This is a genomic window from Altererythrobacter sp. GH1-8 (genome assembly GCF_043702085.1).
GTDB lineage: Bacteria > Pseudomonadota > Alphaproteobacteria > Sphingomonadales > Sphingomonadaceae > Erythrobacter.
Genome location: NZ_CP171690.1, coordinates 2,972,209 through 2,991,955 on the forward strand (window position 1 = coordinate 2,972,209; position 19,747 = coordinate 2,991,955).

Below are 19,747 nucleotides of genomic sequence, written 5' to 3' on the forward strand. Positions count from 1 at the left end.
TGAGGCATCACTATGAGTTCGCGCAACTATTCCTTGAAATCAGGTCTTTACATGGCGGTGCCCTTGGCGCTGGTGCTGCTCGTGCTGGCTGCTCCGGTGTCGGGACAGGATACACCCGAAGCGGACAACACGGGTGCTGAGACGACCTCCAGCGCCGCTGCAGGTGCCTCGACTGCTTCACAGCAACCCGCTCAGATACGCCCCAAAGACGAACTTCAGGTGACCGGCGAGCGTATTCGCCAGCCGCTCCCCGAACCCGACATGCAGACCCGGATGCCGCGGATCTATCTTTCCGATATGCAGCCATGGAACTGGAACGGCATGTGGCATGCAAGCGAATGGGCCAATGGCGATTCCACGATTCCCTGGAAGTATGGCCAGGTACGGCAGGCCTTTGGCGGTGATACCCACTTTGTCCTCACGCCAGGCGGCGCACCGGAACTGAAAGCGCAGAAGGGCCATCCTGAATGGATCAATGCGATGTACGAAGTCGATGTGACGATCCCCGATATGAGGCCGGGCCTCATCGCATCGCCGATCTGGCTGTACAATGACCGCACGCAGGAATCGATTGCAGTGCAGATCATTGGCAAGCGGCACATGCAATTGACCATCAACGGAGCGCCTGATGGCGTGCGCAAGTCAGAGGAGTTCCGCCTTCCCGGAGATTATTCCGGGCGCCGCATGAAGCTCGCCATCCGCCGCCATGCCGATCTCGGTCTGATCGATGTCTTCGTCGATGGCGAGTTGGTGTACGGCTTCAATGAAGAAAGCCCGGCTTTCCCGAAAAGCGCCATGCGCCCGGTCATTTCGCTGTATGCCGCTGACAAGCATGGCTGGGCCAAGCAATGGGCCGGAACCTGGGAACCGCTCACATCGGACGAGCGCATCCGCATGACGGTGCACGGATACCGCGCAACGCCGCTCTGAGTCATCGCGGGCAAAGACTGCTCAACCTGAGCGCAGCGCCGCCGCTTCAGGGAATATCGTGTAGTTTGAGCGCATTTCGACTGCGGCGATCTCGCTCCTGATCCGCGCCTCGTCCCACCCAAGCCTGCCTGCCATAAGCCGTGCAATGGTATCGAGTGCAGGTGCGGGCGGCACTGAAGCACTGCCGAGGTCCGTCCGGCGCAATACCACATCGGCAAGGCTCCACGCTTGCTCATAGTCGATTGCGTAGAGGACTTCGCCTTTCAACAGGTGGGTCCCGGCGACGAATTCCAGCGGACCGAGCTTGCCTGCAAAGCGCAGCACTTCGGAATAGCCTGTTCCATAGTGCTGGATCAGACGGCTGCGCGCAGCTCTGGGCAGAGTGTCCATGACACGCTCGGCTTCTTGTCGAAACGTCTTGAGCCGCGCGATGTCTCCGCCCCAGATGGAAGTCTCAAGTGTTTGCACCGCAGCGTCGATGCCAAGCTGTGCACACACCGCATCCAGCGCCTCTTCTGCCAGCGCGCGTGCTTCCGTCAGCTTGACGCCTGCGATGCCAAAAAGCCCGCGCAGCCCTTCAAGCGCGCCGTGGTCGAGCACCCGGCCCTGCTTTTCCGGATTGGGCGAACCCGCCCGAGCGGCAGGCAGCACGCCCCAGAACACGCGATACACATCGCCCAGTTTCAGCTTAGCATCGGGCAATGCGCGATTGACCGCCTGGAGATATCGTTCGACTTCCTGCTGCGTGATCCGCGCGTCTAAAGCCGCCCCTTCAAGCGGCAAGTGCATCGTGCCGAGGATCGACTTGCCACGCCACGGCACTGCGAATTGGAGGCTCTCCCCGCGATCCACCAGGGCATCGCTGTCCTGATAGGTCGGTGGAACGGGAAAAGAGAGCACATGCCCTTCGCACAGCGAACGCGTCACCAGACCGAACGCCCGTGCGAGCGGCACGCGCGTTTGCGCGCCGGTCCATCCCGCCAGCGGCCCCGTCGCATCAATGACTGCGCGTGCCTGTATCGTCAGCTTGGCACCGGACAGATTGTCCTGCGCAAACACACCCTGCACCGTGCCGTCAGGCGCCTTGAACAGTTCTTCCGCTTCGATGCGATTGGCAATCACCGCGCCTCTTGCGGCGGCGGCGCGCAAGGCTCCGATGACCAGTCGCTCGGTGTTCGTCACCAGCCCTTCCGGCCAGACAGCGCCCCCGGTCAGATTCTCTGACGCAATGAGCGGACAGGCCAGCATTGCATCCTCGCGGGAAAGCATGCGCGATGCGGGAACGGCTCGCTCCGGATCGTCAGCCGCGCGCCATTCGCGGCTGAGCCAGTCATACAGCGCCGTATATATGCGCACGGTCTCGCGGCCTTTCAGGCCATGCCCGCGCACCGGCATCAGAACCGGCACATGCTTCATGATATGAGGGGCATTGGCGAACAGCGCCGCGCGTTCCCTGGCCGATTTCCTCAGCCGCTTAAGGTCCCCATGCTGCAGATAACGCACGCCGCTATGCGCGACCTTGGCGGAGTTGGCGCTGGTGGCGCAGGCGAAATCATGGCTTTCGATCAGTGCCGCCTTGAGGCCGCGGGTGGCTGCATCGAGCACGCAATAGGCACCATCGATTCCGCCGCCGACGATCAGCACATCGAACGTCTCTGCCTGCAATCGCGCAACATCGCGGATCAGGGCGGACGCTGGAGGGCTCATGCCTTCGCCCTCGCCTCACGCGCGAAAGTGCGCCAGGCCATCACGAGCACCGGGATCGCGATCAGCGACTGTGCTGCTGCGGCACCGAGAATTACGCCTAGGAGTCCATAGCCAGCCATCGCCCAAGCTGCCGCGAGCGCCAAGGCAAGTGCGCACCAACCCGCAACATTGAGCATGTGCAACTGTCCCACGGTTCCAAGCGCAGTGACTATCGCGCGGGCCAGCGCGTTGCCAATCTGTATCACTCCGCTGAAACACGCTGCCAGCACGAGCCAATGGCTCGCTTCATAGCGCCCGTCGGTCAGCCACGGCATCAGATAGGGCACAAGGATAACCAGCACGCCCGCTCCCGCCAGCATCAAACCGCCAAGCGCGACCAATTCCAGCCGAAGCCGCGCGTAATTGCCGGCGAGATTCTCGCGATCACTCAATTGCGGGGTCAGAGCAAAGCCCATGCCCGAGCTTATCAGGCGAAACGGGAAGATGGCGAGAGAGGATAGCAGCGCGAAGATCGCCAGGCTCTTGAGGTCAATCAGGGCTGGCAGGACCAGCCGCTCCATCTGAAGGGTCAGCGTGCCAAGCGTTGCCAGCCCGAGCAAGGGCAAGGCCTCTGCAAACCGGTAGCCTGACGGACCGGTAGCAAACCCCTCCCCGCGCACAATTCTTGCAAGCGCGATGCCAGCCGAAAGGACCACTCCGGCGGTGTAGAGCCACAGCACACCTGCGAGCGTCATGTCGCGCGCAAATTGCGCTGCGAGGGCAATCATCAGCAAACCGAGATTGGGCAGCACATAGATCACCAGCGCGAGAAACGTCATGCCTTGTCGCCGAAGCTCGGCAACCGCACCGACCAGCACGCCGGCAGCAGCGATCGCAGCCGCCAGAGAGATGGTGGCAGGCGCGCTCATCGCGACATAGGCGCTTGCCGCGAAGCTGAAGGCCAGTCCTACGATAATGGACAGCGCGAATTGTGTCAGGGCGATCTTCGGCGTGTAGGCAAGGGTGCGCCTGACGCTGAGTTGGTCCATGCCCAGAGGGGCGACCAGGGCGGCAACGTTATAGACCGCGATCGCCAGCGCGAAACGGGCATAGGCTTCGACCTCAAGCCCTCTCGCAAGCAGGATGTTGGCCAGCGCAAAGGCCGCTCCGCTCGCCGCGAAAATCAAGGCGGAGCCGATCGTCGCATTCCTGAAGGGTGCGATAAGCGAAGCGAGCTTCATGGCTCTAAAGGCGCTAACTCCGGCGCAGCAGCTTTTGCCGCTCGCCGGTCAGCGCGTCCTCGGTCAGTTCAATCGTCACCGGAACCTTGTAACGGTCAAGCCGTGCGCTGCAATGCTTGCGGACCGCCTTGCGGACTGTTGGCGCGTCTGCGGCCTCGGTGATGCGGATCCGTGCAGCGATGACTTTGCCGAGCAGCGGGTGCGGATCGCCCCGGACGATGACTTCGCGCACTTCGGGAAGTTCGCGGATCACATCTTCTATCTCTTGAGGGTACACCTTCTCGCCGCCAACGTTGATGAGCTCGGACCGTCTACCCAAAATCCGCATCCATCTACCGTCCATCTGCACGGCGTCGCCAGTGCAGATGAAGCCATTGATAACGGAAGGTTTTTCCTCGCCGAGATAGCCAATCATGGCGGTCGGCGCGCGAACATGAAGCATCCCGTCCTCCACCTTGATCGCGACCTTGCTTTCATCCAGTTCGATGAAGCGCCCGTCATCCGGTCTGGTCCTGGCGGGGACGACCCCGAACTCGGACGTGCCGAATTTCTGGATGAGTTTGGCGCTTGGCAGCATGACCTTGAGCCGCTCCAACGTCGCGGCATCCATGGGTTCCGAGCCGTAGGTTACCGTGCGCAAGCTCTTGAGATCATTGGCCGCCTCTTCATCCAGGCACAGCAGCCGCAGGAAGGAAGGCGATGCCGGCAGTACTTCAGCCTGAGTGCTCGCAATGGCATGCCGCACAGTCGACGCGCGCCGGTCCTTGAGCGCCACCAATGTGCCGCCAGCCGCCAGCGTGTAACAGGCCGTGTCGAGCCCGGCGATATGATCGAACAGCAGGAAACCGATCGTGGTGTGGGCCTTAGCCGCATCATCAAACCGCGCGAGGAATCGCGTCGCGTCATGCAGCACTGCCTTGGGTTCGCCCGAGGTGCCTGAAGTAAAGATGATGAGGCCCGGCGTGCCGGCAGCGCGGAGAATTTCGAGCTGCGAGTGTGGCTCGCCAGCTGCAGTTTCGTGCGCCGATATGTGCTCGCCACTTGCCACGAAGCGGGCCTGCGCGAGCCTCAGCAGCGCAGGATCGGGATCAGCGCTCGCCGGCAGCAGCGCGACGATCGCCCCTGCGTCAAGGCACGCAAACAGGTTCGCTATTGTTCCGCAGTCATAATCCGCTGTGAGCGCAACAACATCGCCTGCCGCAAGTCCCGCTCCAGCAAACGCCGCGCTTGATGCATCGACTTCACGCAATAAGTCCGCGAAGCTCACTTGAGCGCCGTTCGCTTCGATCAGGGCAGTGCGGTCACCATACCCCTGAAATCGTTCAAGAAGGCCGCTGACGGCCGCCATGGATCAGCACACTCCGCCCATATAGATCACCTGCCCGGTAACAAAGTCACTCTCCGGCTTGATGAAGAAATCGCAGATGTTGATCACATCCTCGATCGTGCCCTTGCGGCGGATCGCCTGACGCGCGATGAGCGCATCCATCTTTTCCTTCGGCACCGACTTGATGAGGTCGGTATCGACCGGCGTGGGACCTACAGCATTTACAGTGATGCCCGACTGGCCAAGCTCATACGCAAGCACTTGAGTAAGCGATTCCACCGCAGCCTTCGACGCAGCATAGGCAGCCTCGCCCTCCAGCTTCAACGGCGTTGCGACAGTCGCGAAATTGACGATCCGGCCACGCTTCTTCTGCATCATGACCTTGCCTACCTCGCGGCAGAACAGGAAGGTGCCAAAGGTGTTGGTGGCAAAAATCTGCTCCATTTTGGCGAGCGGCGTCAGGAACGCGTGGTTCATCGAGGCGATGCCTGCATTGTTGATCAGCGCATCGATCTGGCCGAATTCGCGGCGCACCTGCCCGACCATGCGAACGACCGCCTTCTCGTCCGCTACGTCGACTTCAAAGTGGCGATAGCCTTCCGGCGCATCGTCCCACGCACCGCGGCTGCAACCGGCCACTTGCCAACCCTCGGCCAGGTAATGCTCGACTATGCCGCGGCCAATGCCCTTGCGGCTGCCGGTCACGATCATCACGCCGCTCATGCTTCAGCGAGCTCGGCTTCGATGAATTCCACCAGCGCACCGACACTACGGAACGGGCTGTTGCGCATCGACATTGCTTTCTCGCTCGCGATCACGATCGCCTTGTCGAATTCGTCGTTGATCCGCGCTTCGGTCTCGCCAACCAGCATCACCAGCGATAGCGAATCCAGCTCGCTATCATCCCCGTAAAGCGGTGTGTCGTCGGTCGGATTCTCGAACTGCTCCATGCCGAGATCTTCATTGATATCCTTGATTGCACCAAGGACGATGTCTTTCACGCTGGCCAAGTCTGCCTCCGTTTGTACTCTGGCCGCAATCAGCGGCGAGCGATGATCTTTGCCGGATTGCCTTGCAGCACCACGTCCGGCGGAAATTTGCGCGTCACGAGCGAGTTTGCGACCACGATCGTGTTGTCGCCGATCTCGGCCCCGTCAGTGACAGTGACGCCTGCCCCGAGCCATACGTGATCGCCGATGGTAATACCTTTGGAGATCACGTCCATGTCCTCCAGATGCACACCCTTCCTGGAATAGCTGTAATTGGCGGCAACGATGTGGACGTGCGGTCCGGCGATGAAATTATCGCCGATAGTCGTCCCCTTGCCGCCGTCAATGAATGCGCCAACCGCGATGCGACCGCGATTGCCAATCTTGAGCACGCCGTCGCTGGCCTTGATCTTGGCAAAGCTGCCGACATGGCAATCATGCCCCAGTTGCAGATTGGGCGTTTTCTCCACCTCTGCCTTGGGGCTGATTTTCGCTCTGAACTTGAGGAAATAGTACAGCGAGACGAACGCCGATGGCGTCGCCACACGGGCAATGCCGCGCCAGACTGATTTCTTTGAGCCGCTCATGTCTCTCTATCTAGGGGAATCAGAGCTTTGCGAAAGACGCTTGTCCACAGTGTCGCGCTTCGGGGCACCCTTCACCGGAGGAAGTAAATTTTCCGCGCGATACCATGCCACCGTCCGACTGAACCCTTCAGCAAGTTCGACTTGCGGATCGTAGCCCAGGAGCCTGCGCGCCTTTTCAGTGGTGAAGCCCCTGTTATGCTTGAAGAATTTCAACCGGCGGCGATGCAGGGGTGGCTGGAAATCGAACAGCAAGCCCGCTTTTTCCATCATCCAGGCCGCCACATACATCGGCAACCAGGGCAGGTTGATCCACGGCTGGCGCACACCCAAAGTCTTTGCAGCCTCGCCAACATAATCCCTGAGTTTCTGATAGTTAGGACCACCAATTATGAATGTTTCACCAGCAGCTTCAGGCCTTGTCGCGGCGAGCATCATCGCGTCGACGAGATCATCGATATAGACCGCGTGGAAATAGGCATCGAAGCGGCCGACAAAGAAGAACGTGCCGTTCTGGACCATCTGGAACAGTTTGAGCATACGCGTATCGCCCGGCCCGTAAATGGCGCAAGGACGGATGATCGCGACTTCCAGTCCGTTCGATTCACCGAATGCACGCGAGAGCTGTTCCGCTTCAAGCTTCGTTTCCTGATAATCGTCTTGCGGCGCAATCGGTGCATTCTCATCCGCTGGAACCTGCGGGACACTGCCGTGAACACCGATGGTCGAAATGTAGACGAAGCGCTTCACACCGGCTGCTTCGCAAGCCTCCAGCAACGCCTTTGTCATGCCGACATTGACTTGCTCGAATTCTTCACGCGGCCCGTTATTGCGGTACATCGCCGCAACGTGGATGACGCAATCGAGCCCATGGGCGAAGTTCTGCGCCCAGCCACTGCTGTCCGGATTTGCGACAACTGCGCCGCTTTGAACTTCAGGCGGCAAGCGTGCAGCGTCGCGCGCAAGACAGACAACCTCGTGCCCGTCTGCGGCCAATCGCCGGGCGAGCGCGCCTCCTGTGAAGCCCGTCGCCCCGGTAACCCCTACGCGCATCAAATCAGACCTGCGTTATGCGGTCGAACCGCGCAGTGACCGGGTTTCCGAACAGCTTCACCAGTCCAAGCGTGCGCGCCGAGCGTTCGAGGAAGCGCATGATGGCGGTGTCACCCATTGCTCGGTGCAAGGCCATGGGAATGAAGAATTGCCGCTCGATGCGAACAAGCGCGAAACCATTGTCTTCGAATATCTGGCGCAAGCGCGTGTCGGAAATGCTGACGAACTCCCGCGTATTGCGCTCGATCCGCTTCTTGTACTTGAACAGCCAGCGCGAGAACATGTTGACGCTGCGTAACGACGGATAGTCTACGATCACGCTGACCCGCGCGAGGCGGCACATCTCGCGTACACTGGCTTCGATATCACTCACATGCGCGAGCAAGCGAACGCACACCACCGCGTCGAAACTGCCGTCTGGTCGGTCCACAGCATTCAGCGGGCCGACGATTTTTGGGGAATTCGTGCAAGCGCGGTCCACCAGATCGCTTGATGCGCTGACCGTGCGAAAATAGCCACGTCGTTCCAGCAGCCTTGCGAGCTGGCCGTGCGTGCCGGCATGGTCCAGCACGCTGGACGCCCGCTCCAAAGCCGGAGACGTATCGAGCAGGCTTCCAACACAAGCATCCTGAACACCGAGCAGAAATGCCCCGGCATCGCCTGAAAAGCGTCGCGCGTATTCTTCTGAGGCGGTAACTGTATCTGGCAACGCAATGACCCTGAACTATGATTCTCTTGGTCTGCGGTTTAATTCTGTTTTGCCAAACCTGCGTTAACAAGAGAACAGTCTGTTTCAGTGTGGTCCACTGGACGCGACCATTGGTAAAGCTTTAGTGCGCCGTTTGCCAGTGAAACTGGCGTTGCACGCTGTTCTATCTCTGCCATCACTGGCGGCGGAAGATAAAATGCGCCAACCTTGTCGCTGCGCAAAAGGATATCCGCCGATGGAAGGCAATCAAGCGCGACAGAAAGTTCCTCGGCATTGGCGATATTCACCTGACCGGTCTTGTCTTCGAAATCGAGCGGCTGATCGTTATCATTGCGCGGATTGATGAGTGTGAAATGTGCAGCCTGGCCGAAATAGGCCTGAATCCATGGATCGGTGGCGATGAGGTAGGTTTCTCCTCCGCGCAGCTTTGAAGCCACCTCGCGCGATGCTGAGACAAGCGCAGGATCAAGCGGTTCACCTGACAGGAGTGGCTGGCCCGCAAGGGCAGCCTTGCCGTCGCGAATGGTCCATTTGGCCGCTTCCCGGAACGAAAGATTGCCGGCGAGCGCGAATGCCAGCACCGCAAGCGCAGCGGTGTTTGAAACGATCCGACCTGGCCCGATATTCCCAAATGGAACCCGGTCACGGATCATCCCGGCAAGCCACAGGAACCCGCTTCTCAGGCCCACTGCCCATAGCAGAAAGATGAACGGGATTGCCTGCATGATGTAACGCGGAGCCTTCATCCCGCCCAGCGATTGCACCAGCAAGACCGGGATAATCACGCTGAGCGCGAGCAGAATTGCCTTGCGCGAATGGGACAGGCCAATCAGCACCGCAAGCGGTGTCAGAGGCCACAACACGCCATACATCGCGCGCATATAATCGTCGTAGTACATGAAGTTGTCCGCTTCATGCGCTGTCCATGCCTGTGTGGCACGCAGCTCTGGCCACATCATTACAAAGCCTGCCATTCCGATGACGAAGCCGACCACAATCAGGATCGCCAGCGCAGTGCGCTGCCATGAGGGAGTCCTCGCAAACTCAATCGAGAAGTACGGCGTGCGCGTAAACAGGAAAAGAACCAGCCCTGCAATGCCAAGGATGGAAATGACCTGCAGCAAGAGGGCAAGCAATGCGATTCCTGCGGCCACCAGAACAGCGATGAGAGTGCGCATGGGGGCTGCTCTCGGCGCTCCGAAGCTTGGCCCGGCAAAGATGCAGGCGAGGCCAAGGATGCACGCAGTTTGCAACGTGTAGAAACGCCCGATCTGACTCCATTCGATCCCCATATGATCGAACGCGAGGATGGCAGCAGCAATAAGGCCGACCGCAGGAGACGCCGTGCGCTTGCCCAGAACGTATATCAGCCATACGCACACGACCCCTGCGAGCAGCGAAGGGAACCGGGCCGCCATGAAGCCGTCCAGCCCTAACCAGGAATGCGCCAGGCCGGTTGCCATGGTGAACGGCCAGGCTCGGTCGTATATACCGCGCACATAGGTCAGCCCCTCGCCGTTGGCCCAGCTGGCTCCGGCAAGCACGTGATACCATTCGTCAGGATGCACTTCTCGTGTAGATAGACCTAACAAGCGCAGCACAAAGGCCAGCACCAACAGACCAAGAACGAGCCAGACAGTCAGGCTGAAACCGGGGTTTCGCCTTTCATTAAGCGGTTCTCCCGCCTCTGTCTCAAACTGGTTCGAGTTCATTTCCGTCATCACTAACTGGTCGATTCTATCCCGGACTTACGGTAAAACTTTATTCTGTTGGATTTAATAAAGCGCTTTGTCGCGAGTTGGGACGGACGTTTCGCTAGCTCAGTGCGACTTTGGGGGGCAAACCAAGCCGTGATCAAGTCTGTATCGATTGTTGTGCCTCTGTATAACGAGGAAGACAATGTCGAGCTACTGTGCCGTGACATCGCGGCGCACTGCGCGCAGCTGCCCGGTATTGAAGTCGTGCTGGTCGATGACGGCAGCAGTGACAACACGCTGTCGGAAGCGCGCCGCATGATGCTGGAAATGCCGATGATAAAGGTCGTGGAACTGGACGGCAATTTCGGCCAGACCGCAGCCATGGCAGCCGGCGTCGAGCTCGCCAGCGGTGATGTTGTCGTGACGATGGACGGCGACTTGCAGAATGACCCGCGCGACATTCCGCGCTTGCTGGCGCTGATCGAGCAAGGTCATGATATTGCCGTGGGATGGCGCAAGAAGCGGCGCGATGGCGGTGCACGCGTATTTATTTCAAAGGTTGCCAACCGCTTGATGGGCAAGATCCTCGGCGTGCAGGTGCAGGATAGTGGCTGTTCGCTCAAGGCTTACAAGGCGCCGCTCATCAAGGGCATCCCGCTCTATGGAGAAATGCATCGCTTCATCCCGGCGCTTTGCAGCCTCGCCGGTGCAAAGCTGGCCGAGATCGAAGTCAACCACCGCGCGCGCCAGTTCGGCGTCTCAAAATACGGCTTCTCCCGTATCCAGAAGGTGTTCTTCGACATAATCTCGATCCGCGCCTTGCTGAGCTATGCGCGCCATCCCTTGCGCTGGATCCAGCTGCCACTGCTGTTTGGATTGGTGCCGGCGATTGGCGTCCTGCTGTTCGCCTATTTCACGAATGGCAGGATTTCGGTGATTGAGGCTGCGGTCGCATTTGTCTTCTTCTCATTCTCGATCTTCATCATTGCCTGGGGCCTTCTTGGAGCCTTGTTCGCGCAAATCGAACCCAGCGTTGCTCGCTATGCGCGTCTTGCAGCCGGCCTTCCCTCCGGCAATCGCGACGCGCTCGAAAACTTATCGGATCATTCTGACCATGGTTGATGCCACAATGCCTGTTGATGTTTCTGTCCTGATCCCGGTTTGCGGCCGGTTTGACGATGTTCCACGCCTGCTCGATGCCTATCGCGATGCAGTGAAGGTCCATGCGCAAAGCTATGAGATCATGTTTGTTGTCGATGGCCCGCATATCGCCTTTGAGGAGAGCCTCGCCAAGGTCGAGCAAGACAAGCAGCCGGACGTCGTGCTGCGCATGCCGTCCAGCTTCGGCGAAGCCGCATGCCTGATGCAGGGCGCTCGCCGAGCTTCGGGAAAGCAGATCCTGATACTGCCAGCCTATTTCCAGCTTGAGCCAGGACATATCGGGAAGCTGTTCGAAGACGAGAGCGGTGCAGACATTGTTACCGCTGCCCGCGACCGCAGCCAGGACACACCGATGAATCGTCTGCGTGGCTGGTTCTTTGACCGCTGCGCGTCGCTTGCGGGATCGCCCTATCGCGACCCGGGTTGCGCGGTTCGCTTGCTGCGCTCCAATATCCTGCCAGAGTTGAACCTGCAGGACGAGCAGCACCGGTTCCTGCCGCTGATCGCAGAGCGTGCAGGCTACAGCGTCAAGCTCATGATGCTTCCGCAATCCGAAATGGACAGGAAATTCCGGTATCACGGACCGACCGACTACCTTGGCGCATTGCTGGATCTCATTTCCATGGGTTTCCTCATGCGCTTCATGCAGAAGCCCTTCCGATTCTTCGGATCGATCGGCGCCGCCTTTATCGCTGCGGGCGTCCTGCTTGGCATTTATCTGGTGGTCGAGCGCTCATTCTATGGCGTCGCGATGGGTGACCGACCGATGCTGCTCCTCGTCGTGCTTTCGATTGTGCTTGGCCTCCAGATCGCGGTTGTCGGGTTGATTGCCGAGATCGTCATGTTCACCCGCGCACGCAAGTTCTCCACCTATCAGGTGCGATCTGTATCGCGGGTGGAAACGGCTGACGAGTCTACGAGCGGAGAAAAGCCCGAGGACAGCGATCACGATGACTCTCAGTCAAGCGAAGTCAAGCCGATCGAGAACGTTCTGCCTATCAAGCAAGCCAAGTGATTCGCCGTTTTGTCATCCCGGCCTGTCTTCAAAAATGGCTCGCTCGACAAGGTTGAAGCCACCCGCTCGCAGAAGGTTGCAATGGACGGGCACGTCCATCTGCAAAGCGACATGCCGTGGGACCTTATCGCTTCGAATTTTTCTTCCCATGCACCAGACCATGTGCCGGTCTGTCTGATTGTAGAATCCGCCGGTATCGACCGCTTCGCTGAGCTACAGATGACTTGCGACCCTTGGGGAGCGACAGGCCTTAAAGACACGGCGACTGGACTGCACTTCGTGGCAGGACGCCAGGTTGTCAGCGAAGAGGGGCTTGAGATTTTGCTGATCGGATCGCGCGACCAGTCAGGGGAAGGACAGCCGGCGGACCGCGTGATCGGAGCAGGTTTCGACCGCGGTGCGGCAGTCTGTCTTCCGTGGGGCTTTGGTAAATGGCTGGGCAAACGCCGCGTTCTTGCAGGGGACATCCATAAGCGGCTTTCGTCTCAGGTAATCCTTGGTGACATCACCAATCGCCCACTGCATTGGCACGAGCCGATGTTTGCAGGTCAGCGCGTCCTGCGCGGTGCCGACAACCTGCCCTTGCCCGGAAGTAGCGATATTGTGGGCACATTCGGCTCCATCATCGAACCAAAAGAAGAAGTCACGACTGCTGACCAACTCGTTGCACTGCTGCGTGATACGGCAATCATGCTGGAGCCCTATGGCAAGCGCAAGACTGCACGGGCAAGCGTATTCGAACAGATCCGTCTTCGTCTAAATCGAGGGGGGGGCTGACATGCGTATCCTGCTTGTCGCGCCTCAGCCCTTCTTTATCGAGCGGGGCACTCCCATAGCGGTGCGATACCTCGCCGAAAGCCTCGGAATTATGGGTCATGAAGTCGATTTGCTCACGACTCATCTGGGTGAAGATGTGGACCTGCCGGGTGTAACAATCCACCGGGCCCGCGGTGCAAGGTCCGTCAAGTCGCTCCCGATCGGTTTTTCACCAGCAAAGCTGATGGTGGATGCCGCAATCGGCGCGGCGATGTTCAAGATGGTGCGTGCCAAGCGCTATGATGTGATCCACGCCGTCGAAGAATCGGTGTTTCTCGCCCTGCCGCTTTGCAGGGGCGATGGCCCGCGGCTGGTTTACGACATGGATTCGGTCCTCAGCGATCAGCTGATTGAGAAGTACTCCCGGCTGCGCTTCATTGGCTCAGCCATGGAGGCGCTCGAAAAGCGGGCGGTAGGCAGCGCAGAGCTGGTCATGCCGGTCTGTGAAGCGATTGCCGACAGGGCACGCGGCTGGGGCGCAAGACAGGTGCACGTCCTTCCCGATATTGCCCCTGCACCGCCGCCTAATGATCTTGCAGCGGCGCATGTACCCTCCATCCGGGAATCGGAAACACGCCCTCTCGCGCTCTATGTTGGCAATCTCGATCATTATCAGGGAATCGGTCTGTTGCTCGATTCGCTCGCGATTCTGGCGCCCGAGGAGCGCCCGGATGTAGCGATAATTGGTGGAAATGAGCCAAGTATTAACACTTTTACGCGCCAGGCCGCCACACTTGGCCTCGATCGGGATGTCCGTTTTCTGGGGCCCCGCCCTCTCGCCGATTTGATGCATTATCTGGCGCAAGCTGACATTCTCTGTTCGCCGAGGATCAAGGGCATCAACACACCGATGAAGGTCTACGCGTACATGGCGAGCGGTGTCCCGGTCGTGGCGACCGACATTCTCAGTCACACACAGGTACTCGATAATTCAACAGCTTATCTTGGTGACTTGACACCAAATGGATATGCGCAGGCGCTTCGCCAGGCGCTTCGTTCGGACGCCGATCGCAAAGCTATCGGAACTGCCGCTGCCGCGCGAGCTAAGCAGGAATACGGACTTGATCGCTTTCGCCAACGCTTGTCTGAGGCCTATCGGCTGTTGGAGCAGGCGATCCATGGAAACGGCGAGCAGAGCCCTTGAGGCGATAAAATTCGATCTCCTGCACGATGCGGGCTTTAACCATAATGAAATATTCGCTACCAAGGGCGTCCCTTCGGGGCAACAAACGCAAGAAAAAGACGCGGGCGCAGAGGAAATTGTAATGATTGGTGTTCAACTACCGGTCACGGCTTTAGCAAAAGCGATGGCACTGAGCGGGCTCATGTGGGCTGCAATTGTCTATCAAGCGGTGATCTGGCTTAGCTAAACACAGCTTTCCCTGATCAGAGCTTTCTCGGGAATCGGCGATCGCCGACGCGTCGACTATGGCCGTCACCCGATCATGCACGAAGCATATCTGATGAAATCAGCAGTAGCTTTGATGGTATGCCCCTAAATCCAGCTAGCAGGCATGTACTACGCATCAGCGCTCCATCGCCCATCCGTGAGTTCTGAAGGATAGATTTGCGAGCCTATCTACTGCAAACGCCGTGAATGCGCAGAGCTTAATAAGAACCCCGGCGAAACAGCACGCAGGGTACCGTCGCAAACAAGATTCCGATATCGACCAGCAGCGAGCGGTGCTTGCTGTAGAGGACATCATAAGCAACGCGGCGGCGATAGGATACGTCGTTGCGACCGCTGACCTGCCACAGACCTGTAATGCCTGGACGCACCGAGCAATAATCGCGGAAATAGCGGCCGTATTTGTGGCGTTCGCTCTCGACGATCGGCCGTGGGCCAACCAGGCGCATGTCGCCAAGGACGACATTCAGCAACTGCGGTAGCTCATCAATTGAACTCTTGCGAAGGAAATGGCCAATGCTGGTGATGCGGGGATCATTGCGGAGCTTTTGATCTCTTTCCCACTCACGGCGAGCCTCTGCATCGTTCTGCAGGAGAAATTCGAGCCTGCGCTCGGCATCGACTTCCATTGTGCGGAACTTGTAACACAGGAAGCCCTTGCCCCCGTGACCGATACGCGTCTGGCGGAAAAAGATGCTGCCGCGGCTAGTTGCCACGATCGCAATCGCCGTCGCAATGAGCAAAGGAGCAAGAAAGATCAGCAACAGGAGTGCAAGCCCGCGATCGAGCCACTGCGCCGAGTCTGGATCGTGAGCACCGGTCTCAGTATTCAGGGACGCTATCGGCGTCGGATGAAGAACTGCGGTGGTGGACACGGTTGCCTCTCATTTGCATCGCAGCACCCTATTTGCTGCGTTGCAACGTTAGTAAACCGTTAACCCGAAATTTGCAACTCAAGTAGCCCCGCTAAGGCTTTGAAAAACAGACTTGTATTAAAACGATGCACAACGCGTTAGGTTATTAACAACCCTAACCAAACCCAGAAGGCCGTGCAGCTACCCAAAATGATCGCTGCGCGAGTCGCGACCGGATAAAGGTCTGCATGCGCACCGTCGATATCATAGGCGATATCATAGGCAATCGGATTATCCCCGGCAGAGGTCCGCTTCAAAAACGCCGCTTCCTCATGAGCGCGCCCGCCAGGAATAGCGCTCGCAGGAATCGCACCCTCCGCCAGGAATGGACGGCGAAAGAGGGACTGAGAAACAGGTGGTCTTGTATCCATAAACCGATGATAGCGACCAATACGTTAGCAAATTCTTTCTAACGGACTATCTCGCGACGTCGCCGGCGCCCCGAGCGAGCGCCATCAGCGAAAAAGGCGCTGCGCTCATATCGAGCGCAGCGCCTTTTCCTCTAATTCATGTCTGCTTCCCAGTGCATTGCACCGGTCGCGACTAGATACGGAAGCGCAATCCTACGAAGAAGACGTTTTCATCAAAGCGCTGGTTGGCGCTGGATGAATTGCGCTGATAGTGGCTGAAACCGCCATTGACCGTAATGAGCCGGTTCACAAACAGGCGGCCAGTCAGTGACGCTTCAAACTCGTCGGCTGAAATACCGATCCCACGCGGGCTGATATCTGCATAGCGAGCGCTCGCCGAGACGATGAAATTGCGCTTGAGTTCGTGGTCCACCTGCGCGGAAACCTGCGTGCGCAGATTGCCAGCTAGGTCAGGAGCAACCACCTCGTCGATCGAACGCGATGCAGCAACGCGGATCGAGGTCAGAGGTGTGATATTCCAGAACGCGTCGGAGTTGACCGACAGGCCGGAAATATCTTCAACCCGGGCGTCATCGAAGTTCTGCTCAAGATAGCCGACGAACACGCGCAAGTAGAGCAACTCGCTAACCTGACGGCCGTACCCTGCTTCCAGTCGATAGCCCTCGGATGTCTGATCGAAACCAGCAGGATTGAACAATGGATCGCCTGGACGAACGTCCATCTCGCGCTTGTCATATGTGGCGCGCGCGATCACCAGATCGTTAGGCGTGATGGCGTATTCTCCGCCGCCCGTGATCTGATAGATGGTCTGGTCGCGGAACGAGAAGTCGACCACCGTGCCCCCATCGTCGCGCGCACTGCCATAACTTAGCTTGCGCACGCGGCCGCTGACCAAAGCATCCAGCGCTCCGAGATCCTGGCGAATCTCTGCAAACCCTTCAAGACTGTCACGGCCCAGTCGCGTTGCGAGGCTGTCGGCCGCGTCTAGCGCTCTGCGGCTCTCATTGTCGCTGCGATAGGTCACGCGGAATTGTGCCTGCGTCGACCGTCCGCGACCAAGAATGCCGCGCAAAGTGGCAAAATAGGCGTCGGTATTTTCTGACGAGTTGTCCGCAAAACGCTCCAGCTCGAGTCCTGTACGCAGGCGAAGATCAATCACCGGCATATCCAGCCGAACCAGCACTTCAGGACGGATCAGGAAAATCCCATCCGAGATCTTGTCGGTGTCTTCCGCCAGGATGTTGTCACTGTATGACGCGGTTGTGTTGAGTTCCGGGCGCACAATAAGAGTGCCCATCCGTAGGCCATCACCCTCATACTCAGGTCTCTCACGCTCAAGTACGGACTGGTTCTGAACATCGTCCTGTGCACTGGCAGGTGCAGCGGCCAGACAAGCAAACGCGGCCATGGCGCTCGCTCCGAGAGACAAGGCACGCTTGCGGCTAAGCCGCATTCCCTCAGTCGACATAATACCCCCTGAATTTCTTGGTGTAGCCATAGACGTCTCCGTCTCCGGTGCTGGCATATTTGCGAATATCCACTTGTGTCAAAGCCACCCCAGACACTGTTGCGTTGGTGTTGCGCAGGATCTCGATCACCGCCTGGATCGCGTTGGCGCTGGTCTTGCGCCATTCGCACAAGGCTAGCACGCGGTCAGACATCCGGGCAAGCAGCCGCGCCTCAGCTACGCCAAGGATTGGCGCTGTATCAATGATGATCACTTCGTAGCGCTCTTTGAGTTCCGTAAGCATCCGCTCGATATTGCGTTCAACCAGCGGATTGACGGGGCTGGATTGCGGTGCCTTCACACCAAGCACATGCATGCCCGATTCCTTATCGATAACAAGCACTTCGTCTAGCGTCGCTTTCTCAGCAAAGTAGTCATACAGATCAGGCTTGTCCTCTGGAATGCCGATCAGCTGACTGGTGCCGCAGCGACGCAAGTCAGTATCGACCAGAATGGTCGGCAAGCCTTCCATCGCAGACACACGGCCAAGGCAGACGGCCGTGGTCGATTTGCCTTCCTGCGGCAATGCAGAAACCACGGCGATAGTGCGCGGCTCTGACTTCGCGCTCAGCAAGAGGAACGCGCGGATCGAGCGAAACGCTTCGGTAAACAGTGATTGCGGATGATTGATGACATAATCCTGCGGGGATTCGACCGCAGGCCCGTCCAGAGTGGATTCCAGAGTCGGTACCGCACCCGCATAGCGCACGCCCAGCTTCGACTGCACATCACGCTTCGTCGCAATGCCTGTGCGGACATATTCGGCCACTCCGATAGCACCAAGGCTGGCCGCGAGCGATCCCACAAGCCCCGTCAGAATGAACAGGAGCGTGTTTGGCGATGATGGCGAACGAGGAACAGTTGCGCGCTCTGCCAGCTTGATGTCCGGCAGCTGCGCAAACTCAAGCGCAGCGGTCTCTTTCGAGCGGGCAAGAAAGTTTTCGTAGATGGTACGTGCCGCATCGGCCTTTTGCTGAAGTTCATTCAAGCCAGCTTGCGCGCGGCCATTGGCTGCGAGCGCTCCGGTCGCAGTGCCGCGGCTTCCGGCGAGCGATCCGACCCGCGACCGTGCGGTAACCACCTCGGCTTCGAGGCTGGACAGGACTCGGTTGATCTCCTGCTGGATTTGTGAGCGAATATCGGCCAGCTGGCGCTCGACCTGGCGGCGCTCCGGGTGAAGCTGGCCATATTTTTCCGTCAAGACAGCAAGGCGCGCGCTTGCATCAGCCTCCTGCGCACGCAAGGTACCGATCGTGCCAGACCCAAGCGCGGCACCGACGTCCGCGCCTCCGCTGCCCCGTGCTAGCTGCGCGCGCGCTGCGTTCAGCCTTCCTTCCTTCTCGGCAAGGTCTGCTCGGGCCATCGCGAGCTGCTGATTGATAGTAGAAACTTCCTGTTCCGCAATGGTCGCACCCTGCGCACTGAGGAGACCACGCTCGACCTTGAAATTGTCGACCGCCGATTGCGTACGAATGGCTTCTTCTTCGAGTTCAGCCAGACGCTCGCGCAGAAACGCGTTGGCGCCACTGGCTTCAGCCTGCTTGCCCTCAAGCTGCCACTGAATGTAGCTTTGCGCGACCAGGTTGGCGACTGTCGCGGCGAAGGCCGGATCGGTCGAATTGGTCTCCACCGTGAGAACGCGCGTATCGCCTTCACGGATCACGGTGTAGGTGCGCGCAATACGCGAGGCTAGGCTTTCAATCTCGTCCTCGCTCCAGGCATCGCCATCAGGCGAAAGCGTGTCGATCGCATAAGCGCGCGCCGCGCGCTGAGCGATTTCAGGCGACTGCATCAAGCGCAGCTGCGTGTCGATTGCCTTGTCGTCGGTTGAAGCGGTGTTGGGTTGATTGAGATCAGGGGTACGAATGACCGTGTCAGATGGCGCGATCAACAAGGCCGATCTCGCCGAGTAGCGCTTTTCCTGCACGAAATAGGCTAGCGTTACCAGTGCGATGACTGCACCAGCGACAGCGAGAAAGAGTTTTAGATTGCGCCGAAAGACCTGCCAGACCTGCATCGGATCAGGCAGCAACGGCAGCCCCCGGCTTTGCTCAATCGGGGCGTCAGTTGCCGCATCTGGCATGTTATGTGCGTTCATCGTTTTGTTCCTAGGACCGAGACTCGGCGGAAAAGCTGTTCTTGCTGAAGTCACAGCGTATCAGGCAAACGCCTACAACACGCTGAAACCCAGAGAGAAACTGGCTGGCCATCCAAGATAACCCGTATTCATCGCTACAGCCATAGCGCATGTTAGTCAGCAGCACATCACGTCCCTTACAGGGATCAGGTGCGCGTTCCATTGTTGGACAGCCCGCCTTTGGCTGGTTACCAACCCGCAT

General features: G+C 58.8%; 18 protein-coding genes. 6 read left to right on the top strand and 12 right to left on the bottom strand.

The features are described from left to right. Positions 1-12 precede the first annotated feature (12 nt). Complete coding sequence (locus tag ACG9DO_RS14385) at positions 13-930, top strand: hypothetical protein (protein ID WP_394729113.1); 918 nt, start codon at positions 13-15, stop codon at positions 928-930. Between the two features lie 21 nt (positions 931-951). On the opposite strand, the gene ACG9DO_RS14390 is transcribed toward ACG9DO_RS14385, so the two are convergent. The 9 genes from ACG9DO_RS14390 to ACG9DO_RS14430 are packed head-to-tail and all read right to left on the bottom strand — an operon-like array spanning position 952 to position 10,240. Beyond that, complete coding sequence (locus ACG9DO_RS14390; protein ID WP_394729115.1) at positions 952-2,637, bottom strand: glycerol-3-phosphate dehydrogenase/oxidase; 1,686 nt, start codon at positions 2,635-2,637, stop codon at positions 952-954. Next, the gene (locus ACG9DO_RS14395; RefSeq protein ID WP_394729117.1) at positions 2,634-3,857 is read right to left on the bottom strand and encodes a hypothetical protein; all 1,224 of its coding nucleotides are present in this window, start codon (positions 3,855-3,857) and stop codon (positions 2,634-2,636) included. The genes ACG9DO_RS14390 and ACG9DO_RS14395 overlap by 4 nt, the downstream gene beginning before the upstream one ends. 13 nt (positions 3,858-3,870) lie before the next feature. Continuing rightward, positions 3,871-5,205 (bottom strand): class I adenylate-forming enzyme family protein, encoded by a 1,335-nt coding sequence (locus ACG9DO_RS14400; RefSeq protein ID WP_394729119.1) that lies wholly within the window; start codon positions 5,203-5,205, stop codon positions 3,871-3,873. A gap of 3 nt (positions 5,206-5,208) precedes the next feature. Further along, positions 5,209-5,907: an SDR family NAD(P)-dependent oxidoreductase gene (locus tag ACG9DO_RS14405; RefSeq protein WP_394729121.1), complete on the bottom strand. Its 699-nt coding sequence runs from the start codon at positions 5,905-5,907 to the stop codon at positions 5,209-5,211. Then, entirely contained in the window at positions 5,904-6,185 is a 282-nt protein-coding gene (locus tag ACG9DO_RS14410; protein ID WP_394729123.1) for a hypothetical protein, read from the bottom strand. Before ACG9DO_RS14410 ends, ACG9DO_RS14405 begins: the two co-directional genes overlap by 4 nt. 38 nt (positions 6,186-6,223) lie before the next feature. After that, positions 6,224-6,760 (bottom strand): acyltransferase, encoded by a 537-nt coding sequence (locus ACG9DO_RS14415; protein ID WP_394729125.1) that lies wholly within the window; start codon positions 6,758-6,760, stop codon positions 6,224-6,226. Between the two features lie 6 nt (positions 6,761-6,766). Further along, entirely contained in the window at positions 6,767-7,810 is a 1,044-nt protein-coding gene (locus ACG9DO_RS14420) for an NAD-dependent epimerase/dehydratase family protein (protein ID WP_394729127.1), read from the bottom strand. Positions 7,811-7,814: 4 nt separating this feature from the next. After that, positions 7,815-8,519, bottom strand: coding sequence for a class I SAM-dependent methyltransferase (locus tag ACG9DO_RS14425; RefSeq protein ID WP_394729129.1), 705 nt, complete (start codon positions 8,517-8,519; stop codon positions 7,815-7,817). Positions 8,520-8,557: 38 nt separating this feature from the next. Beyond that, the gene (locus tag ACG9DO_RS14430) at positions 8,558-10,240 is read right to left on the bottom strand and encodes a hypothetical protein (protein ID WP_394729131.1); all 1,683 of its coding nucleotides are present in this window, start codon (positions 10,238-10,240) and stop codon (positions 8,558-8,560) included. 129 nt (positions 10,241-10,369) lie between these two features. Between ACG9DO_RS14430 and ACG9DO_RS14435 the strand changes: the two genes are divergently transcribed. From ACG9DO_RS14435 to ACG9DO_RS14455, 5 genes are read left to right on the top strand one after another with little or no spacing between them, the layout of a single operon-like run. After that, positions 10,370-11,338, top strand: a complete 969-nt coding sequence (locus ACG9DO_RS14435; RefSeq protein WP_394729133.1) for a glycosyltransferase family 2 protein — start codon at positions 10,370-10,372, stop codon at positions 11,336-11,338. Then, positions 11,331-12,392 carry a glycosyltransferase gene (locus ACG9DO_RS14440; protein ID WP_394729135.1) on the top strand — a complete coding sequence of 354 codons (1,062 nt, stop codon included), beginning with the start codon at positions 11,331-11,333 and terminating at the stop codon, positions 12,390-12,392. Before ACG9DO_RS14435 ends, ACG9DO_RS14440 begins: the two co-directional genes overlap by 8 nt. A gap of 9 nt (positions 12,393-12,401) precedes the next feature. Then, positions 12,402-13,169, top strand: coding sequence for a hypothetical protein (locus tag ACG9DO_RS14445; protein WP_394729137.1), 768 nt, complete (start codon positions 12,402-12,404; stop codon positions 13,167-13,169). A gap of 1 nt (position 13,170) precedes the next feature. Then, on the top strand, positions 13,171-14,352 hold the full coding sequence (locus ACG9DO_RS14450; RefSeq protein ID WP_394729139.1) for a glycosyltransferase family 4 protein: 1,182 nt from the start codon (positions 13,171-13,173) through the stop codon (positions 14,350-14,352). Next, a complete protein-coding gene (locus tag ACG9DO_RS14455; RefSeq protein WP_394729141.1) occupies positions 14,327-14,578 on the top strand; it encodes a hypothetical protein in 252 nt (83 codons plus the stop codon). The genes ACG9DO_RS14450 and ACG9DO_RS14455 overlap by 26 nt, the downstream gene beginning before the upstream one ends. A gap of 238 nt (positions 14,579-14,816) precedes the next feature. On the opposite strand, the gene ACG9DO_RS14460 is transcribed toward ACG9DO_RS14455, so the two are convergent. From ACG9DO_RS14460 to ACG9DO_RS14470, 3 genes are all read right to left on the bottom strand, one after another. Next, positions 14,817-15,491: a sugar transferase gene (locus ACG9DO_RS14460; protein WP_394729143.1), complete on the bottom strand. Its 675-nt coding sequence runs from the start codon at positions 15,489-15,491 to the stop codon at positions 14,817-14,819. Positions 15,492-16,073: 582 nt separating this feature from the next. Continuing rightward, entirely contained in the window at positions 16,074-17,369 is a 1,296-nt protein-coding gene (locus ACG9DO_RS14465; RefSeq protein ID WP_394729145.1) for an outer membrane beta-barrel protein, read from the bottom strand. Next, a complete protein-coding gene (locus ACG9DO_RS14470) occupies positions 17,359-19,506 on the bottom strand; it encodes a GumC family protein (protein WP_394729147.1) in 2,148 nt (715 codons plus the stop codon). Before ACG9DO_RS14470 ends, ACG9DO_RS14465 begins: the two co-directional genes overlap by 11 nt. Positions 19,507-19,747 lie beyond the last annotated feature (241 nt).

Excerpts from the sequence above, each read along its gene's own strand:
- ACG9DO_RS14385 (WP_394729113.1), top strand. The coding sequence starts at position 13 with ATGAGTTCGCGCAACTATTCCTTGAAATCAGGTCTTTACATGGCGGTG.
- ACG9DO_RS14390 (WP_394729115.1), bottom strand. The coding sequence starts at position 2,637 with ATGAGCCCTCCAGCGTCCGCCCTGATCCGCGATGTTGCGCGATTGCAG.
- ACG9DO_RS14395 (WP_394729117.1), bottom strand. The coding sequence starts at position 3,857 with ATGAAGCTCGCTTCGCTTATCGCACCCTTCAGGAATGCGACGATCGGC.
- ACG9DO_RS14400 (WP_394729119.1), bottom strand. The coding sequence starts at position 5,205 with ATGGCGGCCGTCAGCGGCCTTCTTGAACGATTTCAGGGGTATGGTGAC.
- ACG9DO_RS14405 (WP_394729121.1), bottom strand. The coding sequence starts at position 5,907 with ATGAGCGGCGTGATGATCGTGACCGGCAGCCGCAAGGGCATTGGCCGC.
- ACG9DO_RS14415 (WP_394729125.1), bottom strand. The coding sequence starts at position 6,760 with ATGAGCGGCTCAAAGAAATCAGTCTGGCGCGGCATTGCCCGTGTGGCG.
- ACG9DO_RS14420 (WP_394729127.1), bottom strand. The coding sequence starts at position 7,810 with ATGCGCGTAGGGGTTACCGGGGCGACGGGCTTCACAGGAGGCGCGCTC.
- ACG9DO_RS14430 (WP_394729131.1), bottom strand. The coding sequence starts at position 10,240 with ATGACGGAAATGAACTCGAACCAGTTTGAGACAGAGGCGGGAGAACCG.
- ACG9DO_RS14440 (WP_394729135.1), top strand. The coding sequence starts at position 11,331 with ATGGTTGATGCCACAATGCCTGTTGATGTTTCTGTCCTGATCCCGGTT.
- ACG9DO_RS14450 (WP_394729139.1), top strand. The coding sequence starts at position 13,171 with ATGCGTATCCTGCTTGTCGCGCCTCAGCCCTTCTTTATCGAGCGGGGC.
- ACG9DO_RS14455 (WP_394729141.1), top strand. The coding sequence starts at position 14,327 with ATGGAAACGGCGAGCAGAGCCCTTGAGGCGATAAAATTCGATCTCCTG.
- ACG9DO_RS14465 (WP_394729145.1), bottom strand. The coding sequence starts at position 17,369 with ATGTCGACTGAGGGAATGCGGCTTAGCCGCAAGCGTGCCTTGTCTCTC.
- ACG9DO_RS14470 (WP_394729147.1), bottom strand. The coding sequence starts at position 19,506 with ATGAACGCACATAACATGCCAGATGCGGCAACTGACGCCCCGATTGAG.